General features: G+C 62.9%; 18 protein-coding genes and 1 riboswitch. Of the genes, 4 read left to right on the forward strand and 14 right to left on the reverse strand.

Annotated features, from left to right (window positions below):
- Nucleotides 1-38 precede the first annotated feature (38 nt).
- The 6 genes from IDH44_RS20420 to IDH44_RS20445 all read right to left on the reverse strand — a co-directional run bounded on the left by IDH44_RS20420 (nucleotide 39) and on the right by IDH44_RS20445 (nucleotide 7,847).
- A complete protein-coding gene (locus IDH44_RS20420; protein WP_190920672.1) occupies nucleotides 39-758 on the reverse strand; it encodes a hypothetical protein in 720 nt (239 codons plus the stop codon).
- Complete coding sequence (locus tag IDH44_RS20425; RefSeq protein WP_190920673.1) at nucleotides 755-2,683, reverse strand: polysaccharide biosynthesis protein; 1,929 nt, start codon at nucleotides 2,681-2,683, stop codon at nucleotides 755-757. Before IDH44_RS20425 ends, IDH44_RS20420 begins: the two co-directional genes overlap by 4 nt.
- 40 nt (nucleotides 2,684-2,723) lie before the next feature.
- Complete coding sequence (locus IDH44_RS20430; RefSeq protein ID WP_190920674.1) at nucleotides 2,724-3,416, reverse strand: CpsD/CapB family tyrosine-protein kinase; 693 nt, start codon at nucleotides 3,414-3,416, stop codon at nucleotides 2,724-2,726.
- Nucleotides 3,400-4,164 carry a YveK family protein gene (locus IDH44_RS20435; RefSeq protein WP_190920675.1) on the reverse strand — a complete coding sequence of 255 codons (765 nt, stop codon included), beginning with the start codon at nucleotides 4,162-4,164 and terminating at the stop codon, nucleotides 3,400-3,402. Before IDH44_RS20435 ends, IDH44_RS20430 begins: the two co-directional genes overlap by 17 nt.
- Nucleotides 4,165-4,295: 131 nt before the next feature.
- Nucleotides 4,296-6,773, reverse strand: a complete 2,478-nt coding sequence (locus IDH44_RS20440; RefSeq protein WP_190920676.1) for an S-layer homology domain-containing protein — start codon at nucleotides 6,771-6,773, stop codon at nucleotides 4,296-4,298.
- Between the two features lie 291 nt (nucleotides 6,774-7,064).
- Nucleotides 7,065-7,847 (reverse strand): tyrosine-protein phosphatase, encoded by a 783-nt coding sequence (locus IDH44_RS20445; RefSeq protein WP_190920677.1) that lies wholly within the window; start codon nucleotides 7,845-7,847, stop codon nucleotides 7,065-7,067.
- Nucleotides 7,848-8,044: 197 nt separating this feature from the next.
- On the opposite strand from IDH44_RS20445, the gene IDH44_RS20450 reads away from it, so the two are divergent.
- Nucleotides 8,045-9,091 (forward strand): hypothetical protein, encoded by a 1,047-nt coding sequence (locus tag IDH44_RS20450; RefSeq protein WP_190920678.1) that lies wholly within the window; start codon nucleotides 8,045-8,047, stop codon nucleotides 9,089-9,091.
- Between the two features lie 18 nt (nucleotides 9,092-9,109).
- Here IDH44_RS20450 and IDH44_RS20455 read toward each other — a convergent pair whose 3' ends face one another.
- On the reverse strand, nucleotides 9,110-10,108 hold the full coding sequence (locus IDH44_RS20455; RefSeq protein WP_190920679.1) for an HD-GYP domain-containing protein: 999 nt from the start codon (nucleotides 10,106-10,108) through the stop codon (nucleotides 9,110-9,112).
- Nucleotides 10,101-11,981, reverse strand: a complete 1,881-nt coding sequence (locus IDH44_RS20460) for a DUF342 domain-containing protein (protein ID WP_190920680.1) — start codon at nucleotides 11,979-11,981, stop codon at nucleotides 10,101-10,103. The genes IDH44_RS20455 and IDH44_RS20460 overlap by 8 nt, the downstream gene beginning before the upstream one ends.
- 79 nt (nucleotides 11,982-12,060) lie before the next feature.
- A riboswitch (cyclic di-GMP riboswitch) is annotated at nucleotides 12,061-12,146 on the reverse strand.
- A 256-nt stretch (nucleotides 12,147-12,402) separates the two neighbouring features.
- On the opposite strand from IDH44_RS20460, the gene IDH44_RS20465 reads away from it, so the two are divergent.
- Nucleotides 12,403-12,654, forward strand: a complete 252-nt coding sequence (locus IDH44_RS20465) for a helix-turn-helix domain-containing protein (protein WP_190920681.1) — start codon at nucleotides 12,403-12,405, stop codon at nucleotides 12,652-12,654.
- A 249-nt stretch (nucleotides 12,655-12,903) separates the two neighbouring features.
- On the opposite strand, the gene IDH44_RS20470 is transcribed toward IDH44_RS20465, so the two are convergent.
- From IDH44_RS20470 to IDH44_RS20480, 3 genes are all read right to left on the reverse strand, one after another.
- The gene (locus tag IDH44_RS20470; RefSeq protein WP_190920682.1) at nucleotides 12,904-13,326 is read right to left on the reverse strand and encodes a VOC family protein; all 423 of its coding nucleotides are present in this window, start codon (nucleotides 13,324-13,326) and stop codon (nucleotides 12,904-12,906) included.
- Nucleotides 13,327-13,815: 489 nt separating this feature from the next.
- Nucleotides 13,816-14,562 carry a type I methionyl aminopeptidase gene (gene map / locus IDH44_RS20475; protein WP_190920683.1) on the reverse strand — a complete coding sequence of 249 codons (747 nt, stop codon included), beginning with the start codon at nucleotides 14,560-14,562 and terminating at the stop codon, nucleotides 13,816-13,818.
- 157 nt (nucleotides 14,563-14,719) lie between these two features.
- Nucleotides 14,720-16,597, reverse strand: a complete 1,878-nt coding sequence (locus IDH44_RS20480; RefSeq protein WP_190920684.1) for an ADP-ribosylglycohydrolase family protein — start codon at nucleotides 16,595-16,597, stop codon at nucleotides 14,720-14,722.
- A gap of 142 nt (nucleotides 16,598-16,739) precedes the next feature.
- On the opposite strand from IDH44_RS20480, the gene IDH44_RS20485 reads away from it, so the two are divergent.
- Entirely contained in the window at nucleotides 16,740-17,645 is a 906-nt protein-coding gene (locus tag IDH44_RS20485) for an AraC family transcriptional regulator (RefSeq protein WP_190920685.1), read from the forward strand.
- 30 nt (nucleotides 17,646-17,675) lie between these two features.
- On the opposite strand, the gene IDH44_RS20490 is transcribed toward IDH44_RS20485, so the two are convergent.
- A complete protein-coding gene (locus tag IDH44_RS20490) occupies nucleotides 17,676-19,094 on the reverse strand; it encodes a sulfatase family protein (protein WP_190920686.1) in 1,419 nt (472 codons plus the stop codon).
- A 102-nt stretch (nucleotides 19,095-19,196) separates the two neighbouring features.
- Between IDH44_RS20490 and IDH44_RS20495 the strand changes: the two genes are divergently transcribed.
- Complete coding sequence (locus IDH44_RS20495; RefSeq protein ID WP_190920687.1) at nucleotides 19,197-19,976, forward strand: AraC family transcriptional regulator; 780 nt, start codon at nucleotides 19,197-19,199, stop codon at nucleotides 19,974-19,976.
- Nucleotides 19,977-20,116: 140 nt separating this feature from the next.
- On the opposite strand, the gene IDH44_RS20500 is transcribed toward IDH44_RS20495, so the two are convergent.
- Nucleotides 20,117-22,171, reverse strand: coding sequence for an AraC family transcriptional regulator (locus IDH44_RS20500; RefSeq protein WP_190920688.1), 2,055 nt, complete (start codon nucleotides 22,169-22,171; stop codon nucleotides 20,117-20,119).
- 80 nt (nucleotides 22,172-22,251) lie between these two features.
- Complete coding sequence (locus IDH44_RS20505; protein WP_223869879.1) at nucleotides 22,252-23,307, reverse strand: zinc-dependent alcohol dehydrogenase; 1,056 nt, start codon at nucleotides 23,305-23,307, stop codon at nucleotides 22,252-22,254.
- Nucleotides 23,308-23,400 lie beyond the last annotated feature (93 nt).

The following is a 23,400-nucleotide window of genomic DNA, read 5'->3' on the forward strand; positions in this document are numbered from 1 at the left end:
GCTGCAACAATCACTCCCATTTGAGTTGCATTCCAGTCTCACTCTTTGGAGGCCTGCTCCTCATAGGTTTTCCCCGTACTAAGCCCATGCTTCTCGGCGACGGCGATGATCTCGTCGTATTGCTCCGGGGTCAGCTTCTCCAGGAAGAGCGCTCGCGCTTCCTTCTTCTCCTCAATCGTCAAGCCCCCGCTCGCCAGCTCCTGCAGGCGCTTCATGTCCTCGAGGCTGAGCTGGCTCAGGACGATGGATGCGACCTTCGTCTTGTCGCCGACGGTTACGCTGTTCTGCACATGCTCGGCCTTGTCGGTGCTGATCTCGGCGGCGTAGCCGTCCAGATCCTCCTGCGGCGGCTGTGCATCTGCCGCCCCGTCAGTGCTCGGGGTGTCGCCGCCGGTGCCGGAGGATGGCCCATTCGCGCCGCCGGTCGTACCGTCCGCATCGCCTGCGCCTTCCGCGCCGCTGTCGCCTTCTTGCCCGGCTGCATCCGCGTCGCCGTCCGCAGCATCCACGCCCCCGCCATCCTCGCCGGCTCCGACTTCGGCCCCGTCGCCGGGGGTCGTCGTCTCGTCTTGCGCGCCGGCAGTCTCTACGACGGCGATATCGGCGACCATACTCTCAAGGAAGCGGTTGATGACATAATTTGCAGCAAAAAGGCCACCGATCCCCAGCACGAGCAGGATGGACAGTGACCACAGCATGATTTTTTTCCAGCGCTTCATCTTGCGGCGCGGCCGCGCTTCGATGACGTATTCGCTCATGAGACTCCCACGTCCCTTCTTGTTAGCCCTGCCCGCTGCTTGCCCGCATCCGCCACCTTGGCGGCACCCTTCGCCGCAGTCTCCGGAGCGGCCGCCATCACCGGCTCCACTTGCTCCATCAGCGGCACGATTGCCGCCACTGCGGCGCGCACGCGCTCCTCGCCTTCCGGCAGGATCAGCTTGAGCCGCGCCAGCTCCAGGTCGAGCGCGTCGTGATCGATGCGCTCCAGCCTTCCGATATAGATGCGCTCGTGCTGGGTCGAGCTCACCGCCTCGTCGCGGGTCAGCAGCTCCTCATACAGCTTCTCGCCCTCCCGGATGCCGGTGAAGTGGATCGGGATGTCGAGGTACGGATCATAGCCGGAGAGCCGGATCAGATCCTCGGCCAGCTTGAGAATGTTGACCGGCTCGCCCATGTCGAGCACGAAGATCTCGCCGCCTCGGGCGAGCGAGCCCGCCTGGATGACGAGCTGCACCGCCTCGGGGATGGTCATGAAGTAGCGCACCATCTCCGGATGGGTGACCGTGACCGGTCCGCCGCGGGCGATCTGCTGCTTGAACATCGGGATGACGCTGCCGCGGCTGCCGAGCACGTTGCCGAAGCGCACGGCGACGAACTTGGTGCCGCTCATCTGGCTCAGCCCCTGCACGTACATCTCGGCGATGCGCTTGGTGGCGCCCATCAGACTGGTCGGATTGACCGCCTTGTCCGAGGAGATCATGACGAATCGCTCCGCGCCGTACTTGTCCGCGCCGTCGGCGACGTTCTTGGTGCCGAGCACATTGTTTTTGACCGCTTCGCCGGGGTTGCGCTCCATCAGCGGGACGTGCTTGTGCGCCGCCGCGTGGAACACGACCTCCGGCCGGTGCTGCCGGAATACCGTGTCAATCCGCTCCCGATCCTGGATATCCGCGATGATCGTCTCCAGCTCCAGCCACGCGAAGCGGCTGCGCAGCTCCATCTCGATCGTATAGATGCTGTTCTCCCCGTGCCCGAGCAGGAGCAGCCGATCCGGACGGAAGGCGCCGATCTGCCGGCACAGCTCCGAGCCGATCGAGCCGCCCGCGCCGGTGACGAGCACGGTCTTGCCCGCGACATAGCTGGCGATGCCCGCCATATCGGTCTGCACCGGATCGCGGCCGAGCAGGTCCTCGACGCTGACGTCGCGGATCGCCTTGACCGACACCTTGCCCGAGATGAGATCGCTCAGCGCGGGGATCATCTTGACCTTGGCCCCGGTGCTGAGGCCGAGCTCGATCAGCTCGGAGATCGCCTTCTTGGGCGCGGACGGCATCGCGATAATGAGCTCCTCGACGGCATGCTTGGCGACAAGCGCAGACAATGCGGTCCGGTCGCCGACCACCGGCAGGCCGTACACCTGCATCCGCTGCTTGGCCGGATCGTCGTCGACGAAGCCGACGAGTCTCCAGTTTGCAAAGGACGGGCTAAGCAGCTCCTTGGCGATCAGCGCGCCGCAGTCGCCGGCGCCGATAATGAGCACCGGCGACTTCTTGGCATTGGCGCGGCCGCGCGTATGCATGCGCACGAGACGCCAGAGGAAGCGTATGCCGCCGGAGAGCAGCAGCGTCGTCTCCAGCGTCCGCACCGCTATCCCGAGCGGCACCGAGACGCCGAGCAGGACCGAGGCGACGAAGTAGGAGCCGAGCCAGCCGATGCCGACGGCCTTGGCGATCGCCAGCATCTCGCTGATGCTGGCATACTGCCACATCCGATGATAGAGCCGATAATAGATCATGGCGGCGCCGCACAGGACCATCGAAACTGCCGAATACACCAGGAACGGCTGCAGCTCCGACCGGAACGTCGCTTCCCCGTAACGCAGCCAGTAGGAGGTTCCGATACTGAACCAGATGATGGCAATATCCAGTATGAATAACCCGAGCAGTTTCGATTTGGTCCCCATGACAGCCCCCAGTTAATCGATGGATCGACCGCCCCGGCGTCTATCGCGGTATGTCGCCCGATCCATAATAATAGTAATAATTGTCCTTGGCATTGCGCTTGACGTTGTTCATGACGACCCCGAGAATGCGAGCCCGCACCTTGTCCAGACTCGCCTTGGCCTGCAGTGCGATCTCCCGCTTCACCTTGCCGTAGTCGATCACCAGCAGTACGCCGTCGCTCTTGGTCGCCAGGATCTGCGCGTCCGTCACGGCCAGCAGCGGCGGCGTATCGAGCAGCACCATATCGAAGCGGCCGCGCAGCTCCTGCAGCAGCGCGTCCATGCGCCTCGAGCCGAGCATCTCCGACGGATTGGGCGGGACCGGACCGGACGTGAGCACGGTCAGATTCGGCACGCTCGTAGGCTGCAGCACTTGATCGAGCTCCGCCTGCTGGGCGATGACCGACGAGAGGCCGACGATGTTGCTGAGTCCGAAGGTATAGTGCTCGGTCGGCTTGCGCATATCGGCGTCGACCAGTACGACGCGGCGATCCATCTGCGCATACGTCACGGCGAGGTTGGCGATGGTGGTCGACTTGCCTTCTCCGACGCCCGCCGAGGTGACCATGACGAGCTGCATGTCGTCGTCGATGGCCGAATAGTCCACATTCGTGCGGAGCGCGCGATACGACTCGGCGATCGGCGACTTGGGATTGGCGACAGTGACCAGATGACGCTTATTTGACCGAGACACGTTCGAGCTCCCCCGCTTTCGTATAGGATGTCGGGACTTCCTGGGCCGCTTCCTGCTTGTCCGCATCGTCCACGCGCGTGATCATGCCCATGATCGGCAGACCGAGCAGTTGCTCCACGTCCTGCTCAGTCTTGAGCGTGTCGTCCATATACTCCAGCAAGAAGGCGAGGCCGACCGCGATCATCAGCGAGACGACGAAGCCGATCGCCACATTGAGCGGCACATTCGGCGACACTGGCTCGGGCGTCAGCTCCAGCTTGGCCTGATTGAGGATGGACACATTCTCGATGTTGAACAGCTTCGGGATCTCCTGCTGGAAGATGACCGAGACGGCATTGACCATCTCGGCCGCCCTGCGATAGTCGGCGTCCTGGATGCTGAGCGTCATCACCTGCGTGTCATTGACCGCACTGACGCCGATGCGTGCGATCAATTCTTCGGCGGTCAGGGCGAATTCCGGATGCTCGGCGACGACCAGATCCATGATCGCCGGCGTCTTGATGATTTCCTTGTACGTCTCGATCATGCGGATGTTCGTGTTGATTTGGTTCAGGTCCAATGGCTGGGCAATCACGTCGGCTGCCGAGCGATTGACGATGATTTTGGTCGAGGCTTGGTATACCGGCTCCTGCAAGAACATGCTGTAGATCGTGGCGGCAAGTGTGGACAGCAGCACAATAACGAGTATGAGCCTCATCCGCTTGCGCAGTATGCGAACGTAATCGCGCAAGTCTAGTTCATTGGACAACGTTAGTTCCCTCCGTGACTGTAAAAGCGGGCCTGCGGCCGCTTCGTAATCGTAACCGGCATCGCATCTGGCCCTCGCCGGGGCGGCGAAGGACAGATGCGAGCGGCAAAGCAAGAATGTGGACTGAGCGTCTACTCGACCAGCTTGAACGCGCGATAGGCCATGACCGCCGCTTCGGCGCGCGTAGCGTAATCATTGGGATGGAAGCTGCCGCCGTACCCGGTCACCAGTCCCTGATCCGTAGCAAAGGCGACGCCTTCGCGCAGCGTCGGATGAATCGCGTCGGCATCGGCGTAGGCCGCCAGCGCCTTCTCGGCGCCGGTGATCGTCGTGATGCCCATGAAGTCCTGCACGGCCCGGGCGAGCATCGTCGCCAGCTCGGCGCGGGTAATGTTCGCATGCGGTGCGAATGTATCCGCAGAGCGGCCGTTGATAATGCCCAGCTCCGATGCAGCCGCGACGTACTGGCCGTACCAGTCGCTCGCCGCCACGTCGCCGAAGCTCTCGCTCGCCGAGCGATTCTCCAGATTGAGCGCGCGTACGAGGATCTTGGCGAATTCGGCGCGCGTGACGTGATCGCCCGGCGCGTACACGCCCTCGGCGCGGCCGTCGATCGCGCCCTTGGCCGCCATCACCTGGATCGCACGGCCGGCCCATTCGTCGACGGGCGCCGTATCGTCGAATGCGACATGACCCTCTACGACAGCGTAGGAAGAGAAGCTGTCGCGCGACTCGACCATCTGCTGGCCGCGCACGAAGCCGCCGTGCGATTCGAGGGTGCCGTCCGGCAGCAGCTTGACCGTCGTCAGCAGCTCGTTATCCGTACCTGGACCCAGATCGAGAGGCATCTTGATCTGCACCGGCGTCACGAACGACATGACAGGCCCGCCGCCAGTAGTCAGACCGAAGTCATATACCTGCGAAACAGCCGTCATCGCCGTCAACGCAGGCTCCTCGGCCGCGTCCCGCGTGCCGATCGAGAGCCGCACTTCGCCACCCGTGAAGTCGGAGCTCGCCGGTACGGTCACCTCCGCGCCGCCAGCCGCGAACACGATGCCCGGCAGTCCGGCTGCGGCAGCCGCTGCGAACAGGCCGTCCGGCACCTCGACCGCCAGCTCGGCGGCGTCGACCTCGCCCAGCTCGATGCGGATCGGGCTCGCCAGGCCGCTCGATGCGCCTGCGACGAGCGAGTCGAGCTCGTCCAGCACGTCGCGGATCGCGTCGATCGCTTCCTTGACCGCCAGCGCGGACAGCTTCACGGTCGCCTTGCCGTCCGCGATGCTGACATCGCCGGATACGTCGAGCTGCGCCAGCTGGTCCACTGCAGTCTTGACCCCGTCGATCGCCTGCCGGACCAGCTCGGCGAGCGCGTCGGCATCGGCTGCGCTATCCAGAGCGCCGACCAGATTCGCCAGCTCGCCCTTGATCGCGCTCACGACCTGCGTCACATCCGTGCCCGGCGTCGTCGGCACCGGCACATACGGCGCGCCGCCGCCCGACCCGGAGCCGCTCAGCGTGATCGTCTCCCGGTACACATCCTGACCGGCAATCGTGGCGACGAGCTCGGTCGTCTGGCGCGACGAGCTGGACAGGACGAGCTTGCCATTCGTGACGCCGCCGTTGATGTTGGCCGTGTTGGACCACGTCCAGGTGATGCCGTTCATGCCCGCAGGCAAGGCGATATCGAACAGGTGCAGCGTCTCGTATGCGCGCGTCAGCCCGCCGTTCGAGCTTGTGTACGTGGCCGTCGACTCGCTGCGCACATAGGCGGCGATCATCGCCTTGGTCGCCGTGTTATAGTGCGCCTCGATCCCCTCGGTCTCTACGAATGCCGTGTAGGCGTCAGCGATGTCGTCCGCCGTCACATTGCCGGACGGGTCGCCGTTGTCGTCGAGGCCCGCCAGGATGCGGCTGATCGCGTTGTCCGCGCCGCGTACGTCGAGGATGATGTCCTTGACGAGCTGCAGGCGGCCTTCGCCGCTCACCAGCGCGAGCACGTTGGCCAGCGAGCTGATCTCGTCGATCGTCGTCGCCTCGATCGCTTCGAGGAAGGCATTGACGTCCGCCGTGCCGACGACCGGCTCGTCGCCTGCCGCGTCCAGAGCGGCCGCCGCGGCGAGAATGTCGAGTCCTTCTTGAATGTCTTCTTCATGAATCGCATCGAGGCTGCTCAGATCCTCGTCGTACAAGGCGCCGAATATGAGCGGCAGCAGCTCGCGCAGCGCTGCCTGAGCCTTGTCGCGATCGGCCGGATCGTCGATCTTGCCTTGCACCTTGTTCCAGACCGGGTCGATGATGGCGTCGCGTTCGGCTGTCGTCAGCGTGTCGATCGCGCCGCGCAGGTCCGCGACCGCCGCCGCGGCGTCCGCGTACGCCGCATGATCCAGCTCCGCGTAGACCCGCTCCAGCTTGGCGGAGAAGCTCGTGTCCGCGAATGGCGTCTCCGCAGCGGCTGCGATGCCGGCGGCTAGCCCCGCCTTTTCGGCCAGACCCTTCGTGCTGAGCGGCAGTCCCGCGAAAGCGGTAGCCGCCAGCGATGCCGCCAGCGTGGAGGCCGCAATTTTGCTCTTCCAATTCATTTCTTCATTCACCTCATTCAATGATTTCATCGCCAAGATCCGGCAAATTTCGCCACAAAAGAAAACAATTGCCATTCTAGCAATTGAAAGACGAAAGGTCAACTGGATGCAATGCATATAATTAGGAAAAACTATGGTCCAACTACAAATCCATTTCTTGTTCGTTCTCTATTCGAGAACATAATAAATGATTCTTTATTCATGGAGAACAAGTCCCAGTGACAGTTTGTATCACTTTCTTAATTGTCACATAATATTCACAACTTCCCGACTATGTAGGCAACCATTTCCATTCTAGCACCGAGAAGTTGAGAGCGTCAATCATTTCCGGAAAAACTTTGAAAACAAATTCCATGATTCGCCACGAATTTTCACATTTTCCGGAGGGGGGCCGATTGGACTATTATGCAGCACGGCTGCGGCATTGGCTTGATAATAGCGACTTAAGTCCTCCCCCGCTTTGCGGGCAATTGTCGCATAGACTTCTTCCATATAAAAGCCCCTGCGCTCGTGATGATGCGCGTCCGAGGACACCAGATGAATGAGGCCTTGGCCGCACAGCTCCCAGCCCGCCTGCATGCAGCGCTTGCCGAATGCGCCCAGCAGCGAGCCGGACGTGACCTGCGCGCAGGCTCCCAGCTCGATCAGCTCGGCCAGCCGACGGGGATGCTTGACGACCTCGGCATTGCGCTCCGGATGCGCAATAATCGGGTGTACGCCGAGCACGCGCAGCTCGTGTATCCATTCGCCCATGCGCCTTGGTATTGATGTGAACGGCATCTCCAACAGGAGGTAGTCCGAGCCCGCCAGAGTGAGCAGCTCGCCGCTCGTCCACGCCTCCAGCATGCCCTCGTGCGCCCGGATCTCCTGTCCGGCGGCGATCGTCAGCGGCACGCCCTCCCGCTGCAGCAGCGCATTGGCCTGTTCGACCAGCGGCGCGACAACCCCCGCGGGATTGGTATACGCGCCGTTGGCATGGTGGGGGGTGGCGATCACCGTCGCGATACCGTCCTTCGCCGCCGCTCTGGCCAGTTCGAGCGTGTCCTCCCAGTTTTGGGCGCCGTCGTCGATGCCCGGCAGGATATGCGTATGGATGTCGATCATCGTCCATTCCGCCTTTCTCAATAATAAGGTTGCGCAAGCTATCAGGACCGCGCTTCTCTCTTATCCTACCATTGCCGCCGCATTTCGACCATTTTGTTCCGATTTCTTCGTATGCTGTTGATGCGCGAGGTGCTATAATTGTAGAAAAACAAATAATATGAAATAGAATCGGTAGAAAGAGGAACAGGAGAATGGACATGACCCACACCCGCCAGCCTCGGGCCGCTCGTCATATCGCCGCATCGGACCGCCCCCCTGCCGCGACGCATTCGAGCACTGCCGCGCACCCTCTGCTGCACCTGCAGCAAGCAGCCGGCAATCAGGCGCTGACGCGCATGCTGGGCGAACAAGCCGCAGCCGATCCGCCGCTGCAACGCGCAAGAATCAGCTACGATAGCGACGATAGCAGCGACGAGGCCGAGGGCAAGGACGACGATCCCGATTTCATCGTAAAAGAACCGTCCAGCAAAAAAAGAGCCAATCCGGATGCGAATATTAAAAAAAACACCTACGTAAAAAGCGTCGGCTCGCTCTCCTACGAAACGATGGGCGGCGCCAAGCATGAGGAAAGCTTCGATGAAAAAAGCTTGAAGCGCACGACCCATACGACCGGCTTGAAATTCCAGGCGCCGGAATTCCGCAACAACGCCGTGCGGGACAAGGACGACTTCAAGGTGCATAACCCCTACGGTCTGAGCAAGGGACAGAACAGTCTGAACCAGATGGTCATCAGCCACAGCACGCCCAGCTATCTGGGCATGAAGGCCGGCAAGCAATTCGGCAACGGCTCGCTCACCTCTCCCAAGTTCAACAGCATGATCGAGGCCAAGGAGAAGGATGCCCGCGACGCCATGATGGATTATACCTCCACATACGACTACTTGACCGAGACGCAATACGAATCGCTGGCGGAAAACCCGCGCGTCGACGAAATCGCAAAAAAAATGACCAATCCCAAATGGGACAAGGACCGGATCAAAACACGCCTGGACAACGTGCTGAAGCGGGACAAGAAAGCGATGCGGGTGAAGTCCGAAAAGCGCAAAATGAAATCGCTGACGAACAAAAAAGAGCGGACCATCTCGATGAAGGATCCCGACCTGCTCGCCTTCATCCCCAGACGGGCTTACGACCCGGAGGCGCTGCGCAAGTACATCGAGGCCCGCGGTCAGGACTCGGAGGGCAGCGACGCGGAATTGGAGGAAACGAAAAAAAAGGTCAAGAAAAAACGGAAGATGCAGTAAACGCGTCTTCCGATGCTTTTATTTCAGCGACAAGGTCTCTTTGATCTTGAATGGATGGCGGCGCAAATCGTAGTAGACCCCGTCCGAGGCGACGAGCGGATTGGTCAGATCGTCGGGGTGAAGCAGCACGATGCGGGCCAAGCGCCCGTCTTCCAGGACGACCTGCTCGCCGATCAGCCCTGTCATGACCTGATGGACGAGCGCATGCACCGCAGCGGGTTCGAAGCTACCGTACGCGCCCCGCTCCAGCCGCTGCAGCACCTGATAGAGAGGCAGCGGCTGCTTGTACGCGCGGGCCGAGATCATCGCGTGGAACACGTCGGCGACCGCCACGATCTTGCTCGTCTCGAGGATCGCGTCCCCCGTCAGGCCGGACGGATAGCCGCTGCCGTCCTCGCGCTCGTGATGCTGCAGCGCCGCCAGCGCCAGCCGCTCGCCGGCCTCCGGCATCGCGCGGATCATCTCGTATCCCAGCCGGGCGTGACGCTGCATCTCGAGGTATTCCTCGGGTGTCAGCCGCCCCGCCTTTTGCAGGATCTCGTCCGAGATGCGCGTCTTGCCCAGATCGTGGAGCAATCCGGCGACCAGCAGCTCCTGCTGCTGCGCGCGCGAATGCCCGAGCCAGCGGCCGATCAGGCAGGAGAGCAGCGCGACGCCGACGCTGTGCCGGTACGTGTCCCGGTCTTTGCGGCATAGCAGCTGCAGCAGCGCGGGCAGGCGCAAATGATCGTAAAGCCGCTGCACGCGGGGTACGATGCGGCGGCGAATCGCGCCGATCGTATAACCTTCCGACGCCGCTGCCAGCCGTGCGAAGAGATTCTCGACTTCGCCGACCAGTTCGTCCATGCAGGCGGCCGCTGCCAGCTCCACGTCCTCTTCCCACAGATCAATCCCGTGCCGCCGCAACGCCGCCATCTCCTCCGCGCCGATACTGCGCCCCCACGGCAGCAGCAGGCCGCCTTGCCGCGTGTAAATGCTGCGCGTGAGCGTGCGGCCGAGCAGGCTTGTCTCATTCACCTCGCGCACCCGCCTTTTGACCGGCGCGTCTGAGCGTGCGCCGATCAAAGACGGTCTCGCCGATCGGTTCGAGGACTTCGAGCGTGCTGCGATCGATCGCGATTTTGCCGGCGTACATTTTTTTGACGCTAATCTTGGTCCCCGCCTTCAGCGTCGACGGCGCGCCGCCCTCGCCGCCGACGACGCCGGCCGCGATGCGCTCGCCCGCCTCGAGCCGGGAGCCCCGACAGAGGGCGTCCTCCATCGTGAACCCGATGCTCCCCGCCGAATACAGATCGCATTGAATGATGCCCTCGCGCCGAATCAGTATATCGCCGTTGGACTTGAAGACCGCCTGCTGGCCTTGGCCGACGCTGATCCGCACTTGCGATTCCTGACTGAGCGCTACGCGCAGGTGGGCTTCATTCAGCAGCTCGATCAGACGCTCCAGCTTGGGCTCCGTCATATGCGTGACGACGTGGGCCTGGGACAAGAACATCTCCATGTACTGCTTCAGCAGCTCCATTGCGTTGCGATCGTGCAGCTGAATGCTCGTGATGACGCCGAGCAGATCGCTGACGATCTGGCGGGTTTGCCCGTATTTGCTCTCCATCATCAGGATCAGCACCTGGCCATAGCGTACCTGCAGATTCTTTTTCGCCACCTCTTGCAGCAGTTGGGAGGCTCCGCCCTTCATTTTCGTCAGAATGTCCAGCAGGTCCTTGGAGCCTGTATAGAATCGATTGTACAAAATGCCGAAGTATCCCGAATACAGCCGGGCACCGATGACGTTGCCCTTTACCGCGATGCTGCCTGTCGCCGTCAGCGTCGCGTTGAACACGCTGCCGCTGACATAGATGTTGCCCAGCGACTCTATGATCATATTGTCCTGGACATCGCCGTATACGATGACATCGCCGGCGAATACGATGTTGCCGGTCTGCATGTCGACGTCGCCCGGTACGATGAAGGCGGTATTGATGTCAAAATATTTGATCTGGCCGCCCGTGACCCGCGGTCGGCCCGGCTGCCGGGCAATGACGATCGATTCCGGCGTAATCTCGACATTTTTGCGGGCGAGGATGCGAATGTCCTTTGCAGGCCTCGGCAGCAGCGTCTGGCCGAACACGTCGTAGCCCGGTTCGCCCTCCACGGCCGGCTCCTTCTTGGCGATGACGTCCCCGCTTTTGACAGACGGAATATTCATGTGATTTTTGAAGTCGACCTGTCCCTTCACCTCGGTGAACAGACTCTCGATCTTCTCGGAGAAAAACAGATCCAGCCGCGCGTCCTGCCCCGGAACCGGCGGCTTGCCCCGGGCAATGAGCAGCGGCTTGAACGCAGGGCGCAGCAGCTCGCTATGAATCGTCGCCATGTCCAGGTTCATCCGGATGCCCTGCCGGTCCAGCTCGGCCAGCACGTCCTCCGGCCCGATCGTTTTGACAATATTCTCCTGATTCTCCTCGGCGCGCACGACCAGATGCTCGCCCATCGGCTGATCGGTCAGCATCCAGGCGTGGCGACGCAACTCGTGTACCGTCAGCATCGCTTCCATGCCGTCCTTGGAGACGCTGATCTCGAACATCGGCATTTGTTCGAGCGCCCATTCGATTCGGCTCCCCGATGTGACGCGGACCGGTTCCTTGACGATCTTGCCGCCCACCGTCAATCGAATCGGCCAGGTCGCCTCGACAGTGGCGGCGCGCTCGCCGATACCGGGGTCCTCTACGAGAATGACGCCGTCCCTCACGCCCGCCAGCCCGGGCGAATGACGGGCGTCCACGCTGCCCTCGTGGCCGGCTTCCTGCGTGAACGGATCCGGGTAGCTGCCTATCGGACGCTCCATCCGATGCAACAGCTGAAGAATTTCGTGCTCGCTGATCGTTTCAGCCATCGTTTCGCACCTCGCTTTTCGATACCAACGCAAAAAGCATCCCTCCAAAAGAAGGATGCGTTGGATGATCCATCCCGCTTTCGGCAGCCTGGCGACCGTAGAAACCCCTTCTTTAGGCCCATAGCTTTGCGTCCCTGCTTTTCAGCAGGTTTGCCATTTCGTGCATTCGAATCTATTTAGTTCAAAATATCTAGAAGAACAGTATGGATTTCGACGTTATTAGCGACTAAATCTATTATATTTGTCTATCCTTGGTCTTTTCAATCGATTCCTGTCGTCTCGTTTTTACAATTCACAACTTTGAATTTTCAGGCCTTAATTTACATTAATGCCCAATATTATCAGTATTCTCGGTTGATGCGAAATGCGACCGAATTGAGTATTATCGTAAAACGGCATACCCCTGCAAGGAGAGCTTGTGTTGGAGGAGAATACGTCATTTTCAAAAATATTGCGCGCGTTTCGTCTCAAAAAAGCGCTTAGTCAGGAAGAACTAGCCTTTCGCAGCAACCTGGATCGCACCTACATTTCCATGCTCGAAAGAGGTCGACACCAGCCCACGCTGCCTACCTTGTTCGCCTTGGCCAAAGCGCTCGATATAAAGCCGTCCGCCATCGTGCAGCTCATGGAAATCGAAGAAGCCAGGCAAGCCGAGCTCTCCGAAGACGGCTGAGTCCGCATGCCTTCCAAGCGTGCTCAGATTATAATCCTGTTCCGATGGCCCCAAGGCGAAACGGCTGCCGCCGTCCGCTGGCGACGACACAAGGCGCGTTCCGAAAAATCGAGCGTTGCGTTGCGAGTAAGATAAGACCGTGTATGCGCGATCAGCTCATCCTTTTTTTATCAAAAAAACCGACCTCTCCCAAGCGGGAAGACCGTTTTTTTACGCGCTCTTCGGCTTATAACTTCTGCTCTACTCGGCTTACAACTCCAGCACCCAGGCGGGATTCCAGACAATCTCCCACAGGTGGCCGTCCGGGTCCTGAAAATGACCGGAATAGCCGCCCCAGAACGTCTCATGGGCCGGGTCCGTGACGTTGGCGCCCGCTCTGACGGCTTGGGCCATCACCTCGTCGACCTCTTCCCTGCCGGCGACATTGTGGCCGATCGTGAACTCGGTGGCGCTGGGCCGCTGAAGCGGCACCTTCGCTTCGTGCGCCAGGTCGGTGCGCTTCCAGAGCGCCAGCTTGACCCCGGCCTGCAGCTCAAAAAACACCGCCGCACCGTGCTCGAATTCCGTGCCGATGACGCCTTCCGTCGCCAGCCCGAGCCCGTCCCGATAAAACGCGAGCGCCCGTTCCAGATCCTCCACGGCCAGTGTAAGTACTGTGATGCGCGGTTTCATTTCGCGCCCTCCTTTCGTTGTCACTATAAGTATGCCACAAGACCCGGCGACCGGTATTGTAAAATTCGGACAACCCCCGCCATCGCAGACGAGTCGGCCGGGGCGCGGGCTGTCATGCACGCGGCAGACAAGCGCGAGACGGACAAACGCACGGCTGGGCGGAACGGGACGAGCGCATACAGCAGACGGTCGCATCGGATTTCCTGCCGAGCTGCCAGCATGGAGCCTTGGCTGAGTAGATGCAACAGCAAGCCACATGGAGCCGTGGCTCGCCGGATGCAGCGGCAATTCACATGGAGCAGCAACTGGGCAGATGGAGCAGCGAGCCACATGGAGCACCTCAGCGACTTCTCCCGTGGCGCACCTAGGGCTGCTGCTCCTACAACTGCGCTACTCCTGCTGGCGGCTCCCGCGACTGCGCTCCGACTGCTCCCGCGACTGTACTACTCTGCTCCTGCGCTGCGGCGGCGGGCTCCTGCGCATTCAGGCTCAGAGCGTCGTCAGGACGACCGGGCCGTCCTCGGTAATCGCAACCGTGTGCTCGTACTGCACGCAGATCGAACCGTCGAGTGTGCGGGCCGTCCAGCCGTCCTCGTCGACAAACGCCTCGTCGCCGCCGAGCGTCAGCATCGGCTCGATCGCCAGCACCATTCCGCTCTTCAACCGCGGGCCGGAGCCCGGCCGCCCGTAGTGCGGAACGGAGGGCTCCTCCCACAGCTCGCGTCCGACGCCGTGCCCGGTGAACTGCCGTACATTCCCGTGGCCGTGCGCGCGGGCGAAGGCGTCAATCGCATGCCCGATATCGCCGACCCGGCGGCCCGCCTCCGCCTGCGCAATGCCGAGCCGCAGGCTTTCCTCGCCGTGCGCCATCAGCGCGGCCAGGGCCGGCTGCGGCCGGCCGACTGCGTATGTCCAGGCGGAGTCGCCGTGATAGCCCTTATAGAGCGCCCCGAGATCAATCGAGACGACGTCTCCCTCGCGCAGCGGATTGCTGCCCGGGAAGCCGTGGCAAATAACGTCGTTGGGCGCCGAGCAGATCGAAGCCGGAAAGCCTTGATGCCCCTTGAAACTCGGCACTGCCCCCCGCGCGCGGATATGCGCTTCGACCAGCGCGTCCAGCTCCAGCGTCGTCACGCCCGGTGCGATCCGCTCCGCGATCCGTGCATGGCATTCCGCGACGATACGACCCGCTTCCCGCATGATGCCGAGCTCATCCTTGGACTTCAATACGATCATTTCCCGCTTCCTCCTGCTTCCAGTGTCTTGTTCTTAGCAGATTCATGCCCAGCGGCATTTGTGACAGCAGATACGGCTGACTTGTCGGTCATTCCGTCTCTTGTCGTGATCGCTCATGTCGTTCATCGCATGTGATCCCGCTCGACGACTCACACGCCTAATCGTGCCACAGGATATCGGTGTAGCTGTAGTACGGCCCCGGCTGCAGCGTCTGACGCGGCGCCACCGCCAGCACCCGCACGCGCAGCGGCGCGCCGGCGCGCTCGGCGCTCACCTCCAGCTCGTGGCTGCCCGCCGTCAGCTCCAGCTCGGCCGCCTGTGCATCCGGAGCCCGGTGGTAGGCGGGCATGAACGGTCCGGACGCCGCGCAGGCGATGATGCGCGCGCCGTCCAGCGTCACCGTCACCGGCGCGTCGCAGGCGGCGATCAGCCGCACGGTGCGGGCGCTCGGACAGTGCAGGCGGGTGCGGGCGCGGTAGCGGCCGTCCGCCGTCGTACCGAGCGCCTGCTCCCACGCCAGCGCGCTCCCGCCGAAGGCCGCGGCCCGGCCCGCGCCGCCCTCCGGCCCCCAGATCGTCCATTCCGCAGCCGGCACGAGCGCGAAGCGTTCCCGCAGCTCGCTCCACACCTGTCCGTCATGGCTGCGGACGATCGCCGCCGTCAGCTCGTACGCGGACGCGACTGCTTCCCCGGCCCGGACCGTATACGCCAGCGAAGCGCCGGCGCCCGGCTCCAGCTCGAACGGACGCGGCTCGCCGCCCGTCCAGCCGTCCGGCAGCTCCAGCCCCAGCCGCCCGATCCAGCGCTCCGCGCTGTGATTCGTCACGGTCAGCGTCAGCGTCTTGGTCGCGCGGCGTGCGATCGCCGGCCCGTCCGCGCCATAGTCGATCGTCAGCTCCAGGCCGAGCGGCGCTATCGTGCCTTCCGGCAGCAGCCGGCGGTCGGTCCGCACGTCTGCCGCCCATAGCCGCTTCACAGCCTCCCCCGGCGCGGCCCCCAGCTCGGTCGCGCTCGTCGGCAGCTCCGGATGCACCAGGATGCCCGTGTCCCAGGCGGCCAGCACCTGACGGCCGACGCGGATCGTACGCCGCGTCAGCTCGTCCAGATTGGCCGGAGCGGGGAAGCCCTTGATCGGAGCGCTGACGACGATCCGGTCGCCGACCGGCGCTACCCAGCGCTCCGGCAGCGCGTCCGGCCCCGCCAGCATGCCGAGGATCGCGCCCAGCGTCGCCGCCGTGCAGTCGGTGTCGTAGCCGCAGTTGACCGCCTTGAGGATCGCATCCTCAAAGTCCGTGCCGTACAGCCAGCCGAGCAGGGTAAAGGCAATGTTTTGGGGCGCGTCGGTGAAGTTGTCGCGGCCGTGATGCGCGAGGATGAGATCGCGCGCCTCGAGCCAATCCTTGCCCTCGCGGTGCCAGCGCAGCAGGTCGTTCACCGCCTTCGCGGTGCGGCAGTCGTCGGGAATATAGGCCATGCCGATCGCGATCAGGCGATCCCGGTCCTTCTCCACGAAGCAAGCGCTCTCGATCGCGGCGAACAGCATCTCGCCATACACGCCTTCCCCGCCGGCATGGTCCACGACGGCATCCTGATACGCATAGTAGGCGGCCACCTGCGGCGCGCCCGGCGCGGCCATCGCCCAGATCTCGGAGCGGATCGGCGAGCCCATGCAGTCGGCGAACGGATTGTCCCAGCTCCCCGTCAGCGGCGCCCGCAGGCCGCGCCGCAGATTGGTGAGCGCGTAGCCGTATTCGTCGAACGGGAAGAAGACATGCTCCGTCCACTCCTGCCCCAGCTCGCGGCTCGTCAGCCGCGGCCCGTATTGCTCCAGCGCATGCAGCCAGACGAGCTGCAGGTCGAGGTCGTCGTTCTCCAACGGACCGTCCTGCAGCACCGGATAGAAGGTCAGATCCAGCCGCTCCATCCTGCCCTCCACCGGCGCGCCCAGCGTGCCGCCGATGTTTTTGCCGAGCCAGCCGCCATAGACCGTGCGGTAATAATCCTGTTCGTTCAGTATGCGAGTGGTTGTCATCATACGAAGCCTCCCGTTTGCTAGTTTGCTATAATGATGATGCATGCAAGCGCCGCCGCTCTCTCATTATAGGAGGGCGGGTCCGGGCAAGACCATGCACGATCTTCATTTCTCACAGCGCTTCGAAAAGGGGAGGCCGTCAACTATGCACTACTCGTTCTCGCGCCTGGCCGCGCTCGATATCCGCTGGGCCGACCAGTTCCATGCCGCGGACGCGTCATTTCGCTGGAATCACGCGAATCCGCACTATCAGCTCATCGTCGCCAGCGACGGCCCGGTCTGGATCGAGGCGGAGGGCCGGCGCTACACCCTGCGCACCGGGGAGTCGCTGCTGCTGCTGCCATGGGAGTCGCACACCGGCTGGAACCACGCCGAGCAGCAGGGCAGCTTCTTTTGGGCGCAGTTCGCATGCGAGCCGGCGCTGCGTCCGTTCGACGCTGACGCAGCGCCCGACCTGACGATTATCCATGCCGACCGGAGCGAGCTGCGCACCGCCGGGGACCGCCACGAGGATCGGATCGTCGTGCCGAAGCTGCATCTGTCCAGCCGGCGCTACCGGCTGCTGCAGCTGTTCGAGCAGCTCGTGGAGCAGTCACGCGCGGCCCAGGGGTATTTTCGCTTCCGGCAGACGCTGCTGCTCGGCGAGATCCTGGGGCTGATCGCCGCCGACGTGCTGGAGCAGAGCGAGCGCGATACGTCGCTGCCGCAGTCCTACTTCACCTACCGCCGACTCGTCAATCTGCTCAATAACGGCTTCGCCCGTCCGATCGGCAAGGCGCTGCTGGAGCGCGAGCTCGACCGCAAGTACGCGTACCTGTGCCAGGTGTTCAAAAAATACGCCGATCTGACGATCGTCCAGTATGTGCAACGGCTGCGCGTGCAGCGCGCCTGCCACCTGCTCACCAGCACTGGCAAAAGCGTCGGCGACATCGCCGCCGAGGTCGGCTTCGAGGACGCCTTCTACTTCAGCCGCGTCTTCAAGCGGCTGGAGGGCGTCTCGCCGGCGCGCTACCGGGACGCCAAAACGACGCAGTCCGGGAAATCCCGTTGACTGCGCCTGCTTGCTCTGGCGGCAATTAAATTAAGACACCCTGTCCTCGCACGCCGCCGGCTCGTCCAGCACGGCGAGCTGCTGCGCGCGCAGCTCCCGCTTGAGCGCAGCGACGGTGTCCGCATAAGCCGGATCGGCGTACACATTGCGCAGCTCGTGCGGATCGCGCTCGAGGTCGAACAGCTCCCACTCCGGCGCGCGATCCTCGTCCACCGAGCCCGAGGTGCCGAGCGCCTGGGCGTAGTAGTAGATCAGCTTGTAGCGATGCGTGCGGATGCCATAGTGCGAGTACACATTGTGAATGTGGTCCAGATGCATCCAGTAGCGATAGTACATCGACGTGCGCCAGCCCTCCGGCGTCTCGCCGCGCAGCACGCCGCGCAGGCTCGCGCCCTGCATCTCCTCAGGCACGGCGATGCCGGCGTACTCGAGGAAGGTGACCGGGAAGTCGACGTTGAGCGCCATCGCTTCGCTCACGCTGCCGGCCCGGATCTCGCGCGGATAGCGGATGACCATCGGCATGCGCAGCGACTCCTCGTACATGAAGCGCTTGTCGAACCATCCGTGATCGCCGAGGAAGAAGCCCTGGTCGGACGTATACACGATGATCGTGTCGTCGGCGATGCCCTCCGCGTCGAGGTAGTCGAGCAGCCGCCCGACGCTCTCGTCGATGGACGCGACGCAGCGCAGATAGTCCTTGATGTAGCGCTGATACTTCCAGCGCTTGGCCTCCAGCTCGCTCAGCTCCGCCGGCGCCGTGCCCTTGAGATCGACCTCGTCGTGCATGTCGCGCTCGATCCGCATCTTGGCCACCCGGGCGGCCTCGGCGCGGGTCGCATAGTCGTCGTAGAAGGTCTCCGGCTCGGGCAAGTCGACGCCCTCGTACAGGTCCTTGTACTTCTCGTGCGGCTGCCACGGCCGATGCGGCGCCTTGTGATGGCACATCAGCATGAAGGGGCGCGTCTTGTCCCGGGCGTCCATCCAGTCGATCGAATAGTCGGTGATCAGGTCCGTGGCGTAGCCCTTGACCCGCTTGCGCTCGCCCATCTCGATGAATTCGGGATCGTGATACTCCCCTTGTCCGGGCACGACATTCCAATAATCGAAGCCCGTCGGGTCGGCGTCGCCGCCGTGCCCGAGATGCCATTTGCCGACGATGGCCGTCTGGTAGCCCTCCTGCTGCATCAGCTTCGGATAGGTCATCTGGCGGCCGTCGAGCGCATCGTGAATCGACTTGACGCCGTTGAGATGGTTGTACTTGCCGGTGAGGATCGCCGCCCGGCTCGGCGAGCAGATCGAATTGGTGCAAAAGCAGTTGTCCAGCCGCATCCCTTCGCTTGCAATCCGGTCGATGTTCGGCGTTTCATTAATCCGGCTGCCGTAGCAGCTCATGGCGTGCGACGCATGGTCGTCCGACATGATGAATACGATATTTGGCCTTTTGGTCATGGGAATCACCTCAGGCTCATTATACCGCTTACACTCGCAACGATGGAGGTAGTATGTTACGATTCCGGTATAGACTCACATTGAATGAGGGAGGCGTAGAGGGTGCTCGAAATCTACAGCAGCCACTTGGACGACCATATCCCGGATTGGTATAATCTTGCGCGTCAGGTGGACACGCATATCATCGCTCTGGTCACCGAAGGCAAGGTCCATTATCGGCTGGACGGCAAGGCGGTGCCGGCGAACAAGGGCGATCTGCTGTTCATTCCGCGGGGCACGCGGCGCGAGGCGCGCAACGATGCGGACGGCACGCACCAGAAGTACACCGTGCTATTTGGCGGCTCGCTGGACGAACTGCCCTTTTTTGGCGCGGCTGCGCCGATCGTGCGACGTACCCGGAGCTTCGATTATTTCAAGGAAAAAATGCAGCTGCTGCACCGCCATTCCATCGAACGCCGTCCCTACTACGAGACGATCCGGAGCGGCATCCTGACGGAGCTGCTCGCCACGCTCGGCCGCGAGCTGCTGACGCCGCCCGTACCGCTGCGCAAGCTCAGCGCCGTCCGCAAGCTCGAGCAGCATATCCTGACCCACTTCCGGCGGGCGGTAACGCTGGGCGAGCTCGCCCGATTGATTGACCGCTCCCCCAATTATACCCTTACCGTGTTCAAGGAGGTCACTGGTCAGACGCCGCAGGCGTATATGCAGTCGCTGCGCATCTCGACCGCGATGGAGCTGCTGCAGCACACCGACCTGCCGGTCAAGGCGATCAGCGAACACCTGGGGTATTACGACACCTCGTACTTCTACAAGATGTTCCGCCGCGCCACCGGCATGTCGCCGTCCGCCTACGCAAAGGCGCGGCGCCGGGAACCGCGCTGAGCCGGCAACCGGCAACGGGGGCATGCCCGTCGCCGCTCGTGCAGATGCTGCTGGCTGTCCGCCATGCTCCATGGAACGGCAGCCGGGCGGCGGCTCGCAATACTCATGAGCGCCGCCGCCCGGCAAAATAGGACTTGCAGTTATTGCGCGCCCGTGAGCGCCCGTACCACATCGTCGATCTTCATCGCATCGGCAGTCGGACCGTTGAGCATCCAGTGGCGTGCCGACACCATGTATACCTGCTCTTGCTTCACCGCCGGGTGCCGCTTCCAGATCTCCAGTTCCTCCACCTCGGCCATCCCGCGCAGTTCCTCCTCGTACTGCTCGGCCGTCGAGTAGGAGGAGCCGACCACGACGAACAGATGGTCCGCAGTCAGTTCGGGGAATGTCTCCAGTGCCGCGATCTCGCCCCATGTCCCTTCCTCGGCGTCCTCCATCCGCGCCGCGATAGCAGGCGATACCTCCAGTCCGAGCTCGCTGTAGAGCAGCTCTGTGTATACGAACCAGGGATAGAAGACCTGCACCTCCTTGATCGACGGGCGAATCGCGGCGACCGTGCTCCCGCTATTACCGGCTTGTTTGATCGCCGCGCTCGCCTGCCCCAGCTTGTCCGCATACTGCTGCACGACCCGCTGCGCCTGCTCCTGGCGGCCAAGCGCTTCTCCCAGCTCGACAATTGAGCTCCGCCAATCGCCGCGTGCATAGACGATCGTCGGCGCGATCTTGCTGAGCTGATCGTAGATATCCTGCTCGTATACCGCCAGATCGGACGCAATGATCAGTTCGGGGCTGCCCTGCAGGATCGCCTCGTAATTGAGCGTATCGCCGACATCCGCGATGATCTCCACGCCCTGTCCCTCCAGCGTCTCATACAAGTAGTGACCCGTCGGCACGCTTGCCTGCGCCAGCGGCACCTCCAGCGCGAGCGCGATATCCTCCAGCCCTGCCACCATGATTCGCTGAGGCTGCGCCGGAATGTCCGTCGTGCCCATCAGATGCTGAACCTGGCGCGTCTGCGGCTGCTCCGCATGCGCTCCCCCGTTGCTCGGCTGCTGTCCTTGCCGCGACGCAGCGTTGCCGCTGGTCGCCCCCTCATTGCCCGTTGCGGCGCTGTTGCCGCTCGGCGTCTCGTTCGCCGGCGCGGCCGTGTTGCCGGCCGGTGCGCCGCACGCCGCGAACAGCAGCGACATGCCCAGCAGCATCGCCGCCATGGTGGACGGCTTGTACATTCGTCCCACTTCCCATTCCCCTTCCTCTGCTTGACGATTCTCATTCTCATGTAAATGATAATGATTATCACCTCGGGGTACAATGGATCGATCCGAACCAACCGATGGATATATCTGAACCTTGCCGCTCGGAAGGGTCTCGCCCTGCCTGAATTGCAGCGGCGATACCAGCGCATGCTTCTTGAACACGCGGCTGAAATAATATTCGTCGCGGTAGCCCACCTCGGCGGCGATCTCGCGCAGCGAGGCGTCCGTACTGCGCAGGAGCCGAGTGGCGTGAGACATCCGCACATGAGTCACATAATCGAGCGTGCTCATCCCGAGCCGCTTGCGGAAGGCGCGGCTCAGATAGCTCGTGCTGCAGCCGAGCGCCTCCGCCAGCGCCTCGACGCTCAGCTCGTCGGCGTAGCGCAGCTGGATCCACTGCATCGCCTGGGCGACCACATCTCCCCCGGCCGCCGCGGACGCGGCATCGAGCTGCCGGATCAGCTCGCCGACGAACTGGTACAGCGCCCCCTTCGCCTGCAGCCGGCCGAGCCGGCTCTCCAACTGCCAGCAGCGGTGCATCTGCAGGGCGGTCGCATGCAGGGTCAGCGGCTCCGGCGGCGACAGGCCGTACGCCAGCTTGAACGGATCCCCGCCCTCCAGCAAGCGATCCAGGCCGCGGCCGTATGGCGGCACCAGCGCTGCTTTGTACAAGATCAAGTAATACTCGAGCCGCTGCTCGGCGTGTGTGATCTCAACCAGAGCACCCTTGCCGCCGTGCAGCACGTGGAAGCGGCGCACCGCATGCTCGATGCCGTCCAGAGCCAGCCTGCCGGAGCCCCGCACGAGCAGAATAAATGCGCTTGCCGGCAGGCGATAGCGCTGCAGCGGGACGTCCGCCGCATCCGCATGGCCATGCCGGACGTCGAGCAGACGCACGTCCGCCTCCGACCAGATGAATACATGCTCCTTCCACTCCACCTTGCTTCACCTCGCATCCGCATACGTCTATCGTCTCAGTATACGGTCCGGCGGAGCAATATGCCAAGTGCCTGGCCACGTCAATCGTACGTCAGCACCACCTGAATGACCGCGTCCGGACGCGTATCGATCTGCGCATACGCATCGGCGATCTCGCCATACGGCACCCGATGCGTGATCAGCGCCTCGAGCGGCAGCTCGCCGAGCAGCTCGAGGCAAGCCTGCGTCTTGCGCGCCTGTGTCCACATGCCCGCGATCGCCGGATCGGTGCCCCCCGTATGCGAGGAACGAAGGGCGACCCGATTGTGATGGTACTCCTCCGACAGATTCAGCGCCTCGCATTGGCCGGGGTACCAGCCGACCGTCGTCACCGTCGTATCGTAGCCCGCGATCCGGATGGCCTGCTGCAGCGCGCGCTGGCTGCCCGACGCCTCCAGCACCAGATCGGCGCCGCGGTTGTCCGTCAGTCCGCGCACCTCCAGGGCGACATCTCCCTCTCCGGCCGCATTGAAGACATGGTCGGCCCCGCCGGCCTTGGCCGCTTCCAGCCGGGCGGGAATGACATCGACGCCGATCGTCTGCCCGGCGCCCGAGCGCTTGACGAGCCGCAGGATGAGCTGGCCCATCACCCCGAGTCCGGAGACGACGACCGTATCGCCCAGCTTGATCCGGGAATCGAGCACGCTGTTGAAGGCGGTCAGCAGATTCGTCAGCAGCACCGCACGCTCCGGATTCACAGCTTCTGGCAGCTTGATTGCCGCGGAGGCCGCACACACGACCTCGCTCTGATGCGGCGCGTTCACGTAGACGAGATCGCCCCTGCGCAGCGCATTCGCGTCCGCGCCCGTTTCGACGACCTCGCCGACGCACGCGTAGCCCATGTACCAGACCCCCGGCTCGCTGCTGCGGATCGGGTAGGTCCAGATCGCTGCCTCCCCGCCTTCCTCGAACAGGCCGGTTCGAGGATTTTTGCGGCGCCTGAAGAATGGCGCCTGACCGCGGTATACCTGCATTTCCGTGCCGTGGCTGATGCCGCTGTACAGCGTCCGCACCCGCACTTCCTCCGGGCCGACGGCCCGGCTCGGCTCGTTTGCGATTTTGATGCGCTTCGGTCCCTCATAGACCATAATTTTCATGTTCATCACCCTGACTTTTGTGGTTTCGGCATTCCGGGAAGCTTCCGCGTGTCTTTTATTATACGGAGCGTGTCTGATCTTCGGAATGCAACT

It is taken from the genome of Paenibacillus sabuli (assembly GCF_014705605.1).
GTDB classification, from domain to species: domain Bacteria; phylum Bacillota; class Bacilli; order Paenibacillales; family Paenibacillaceae; genus Paenibacillus_D; species Paenibacillus_D sabuli.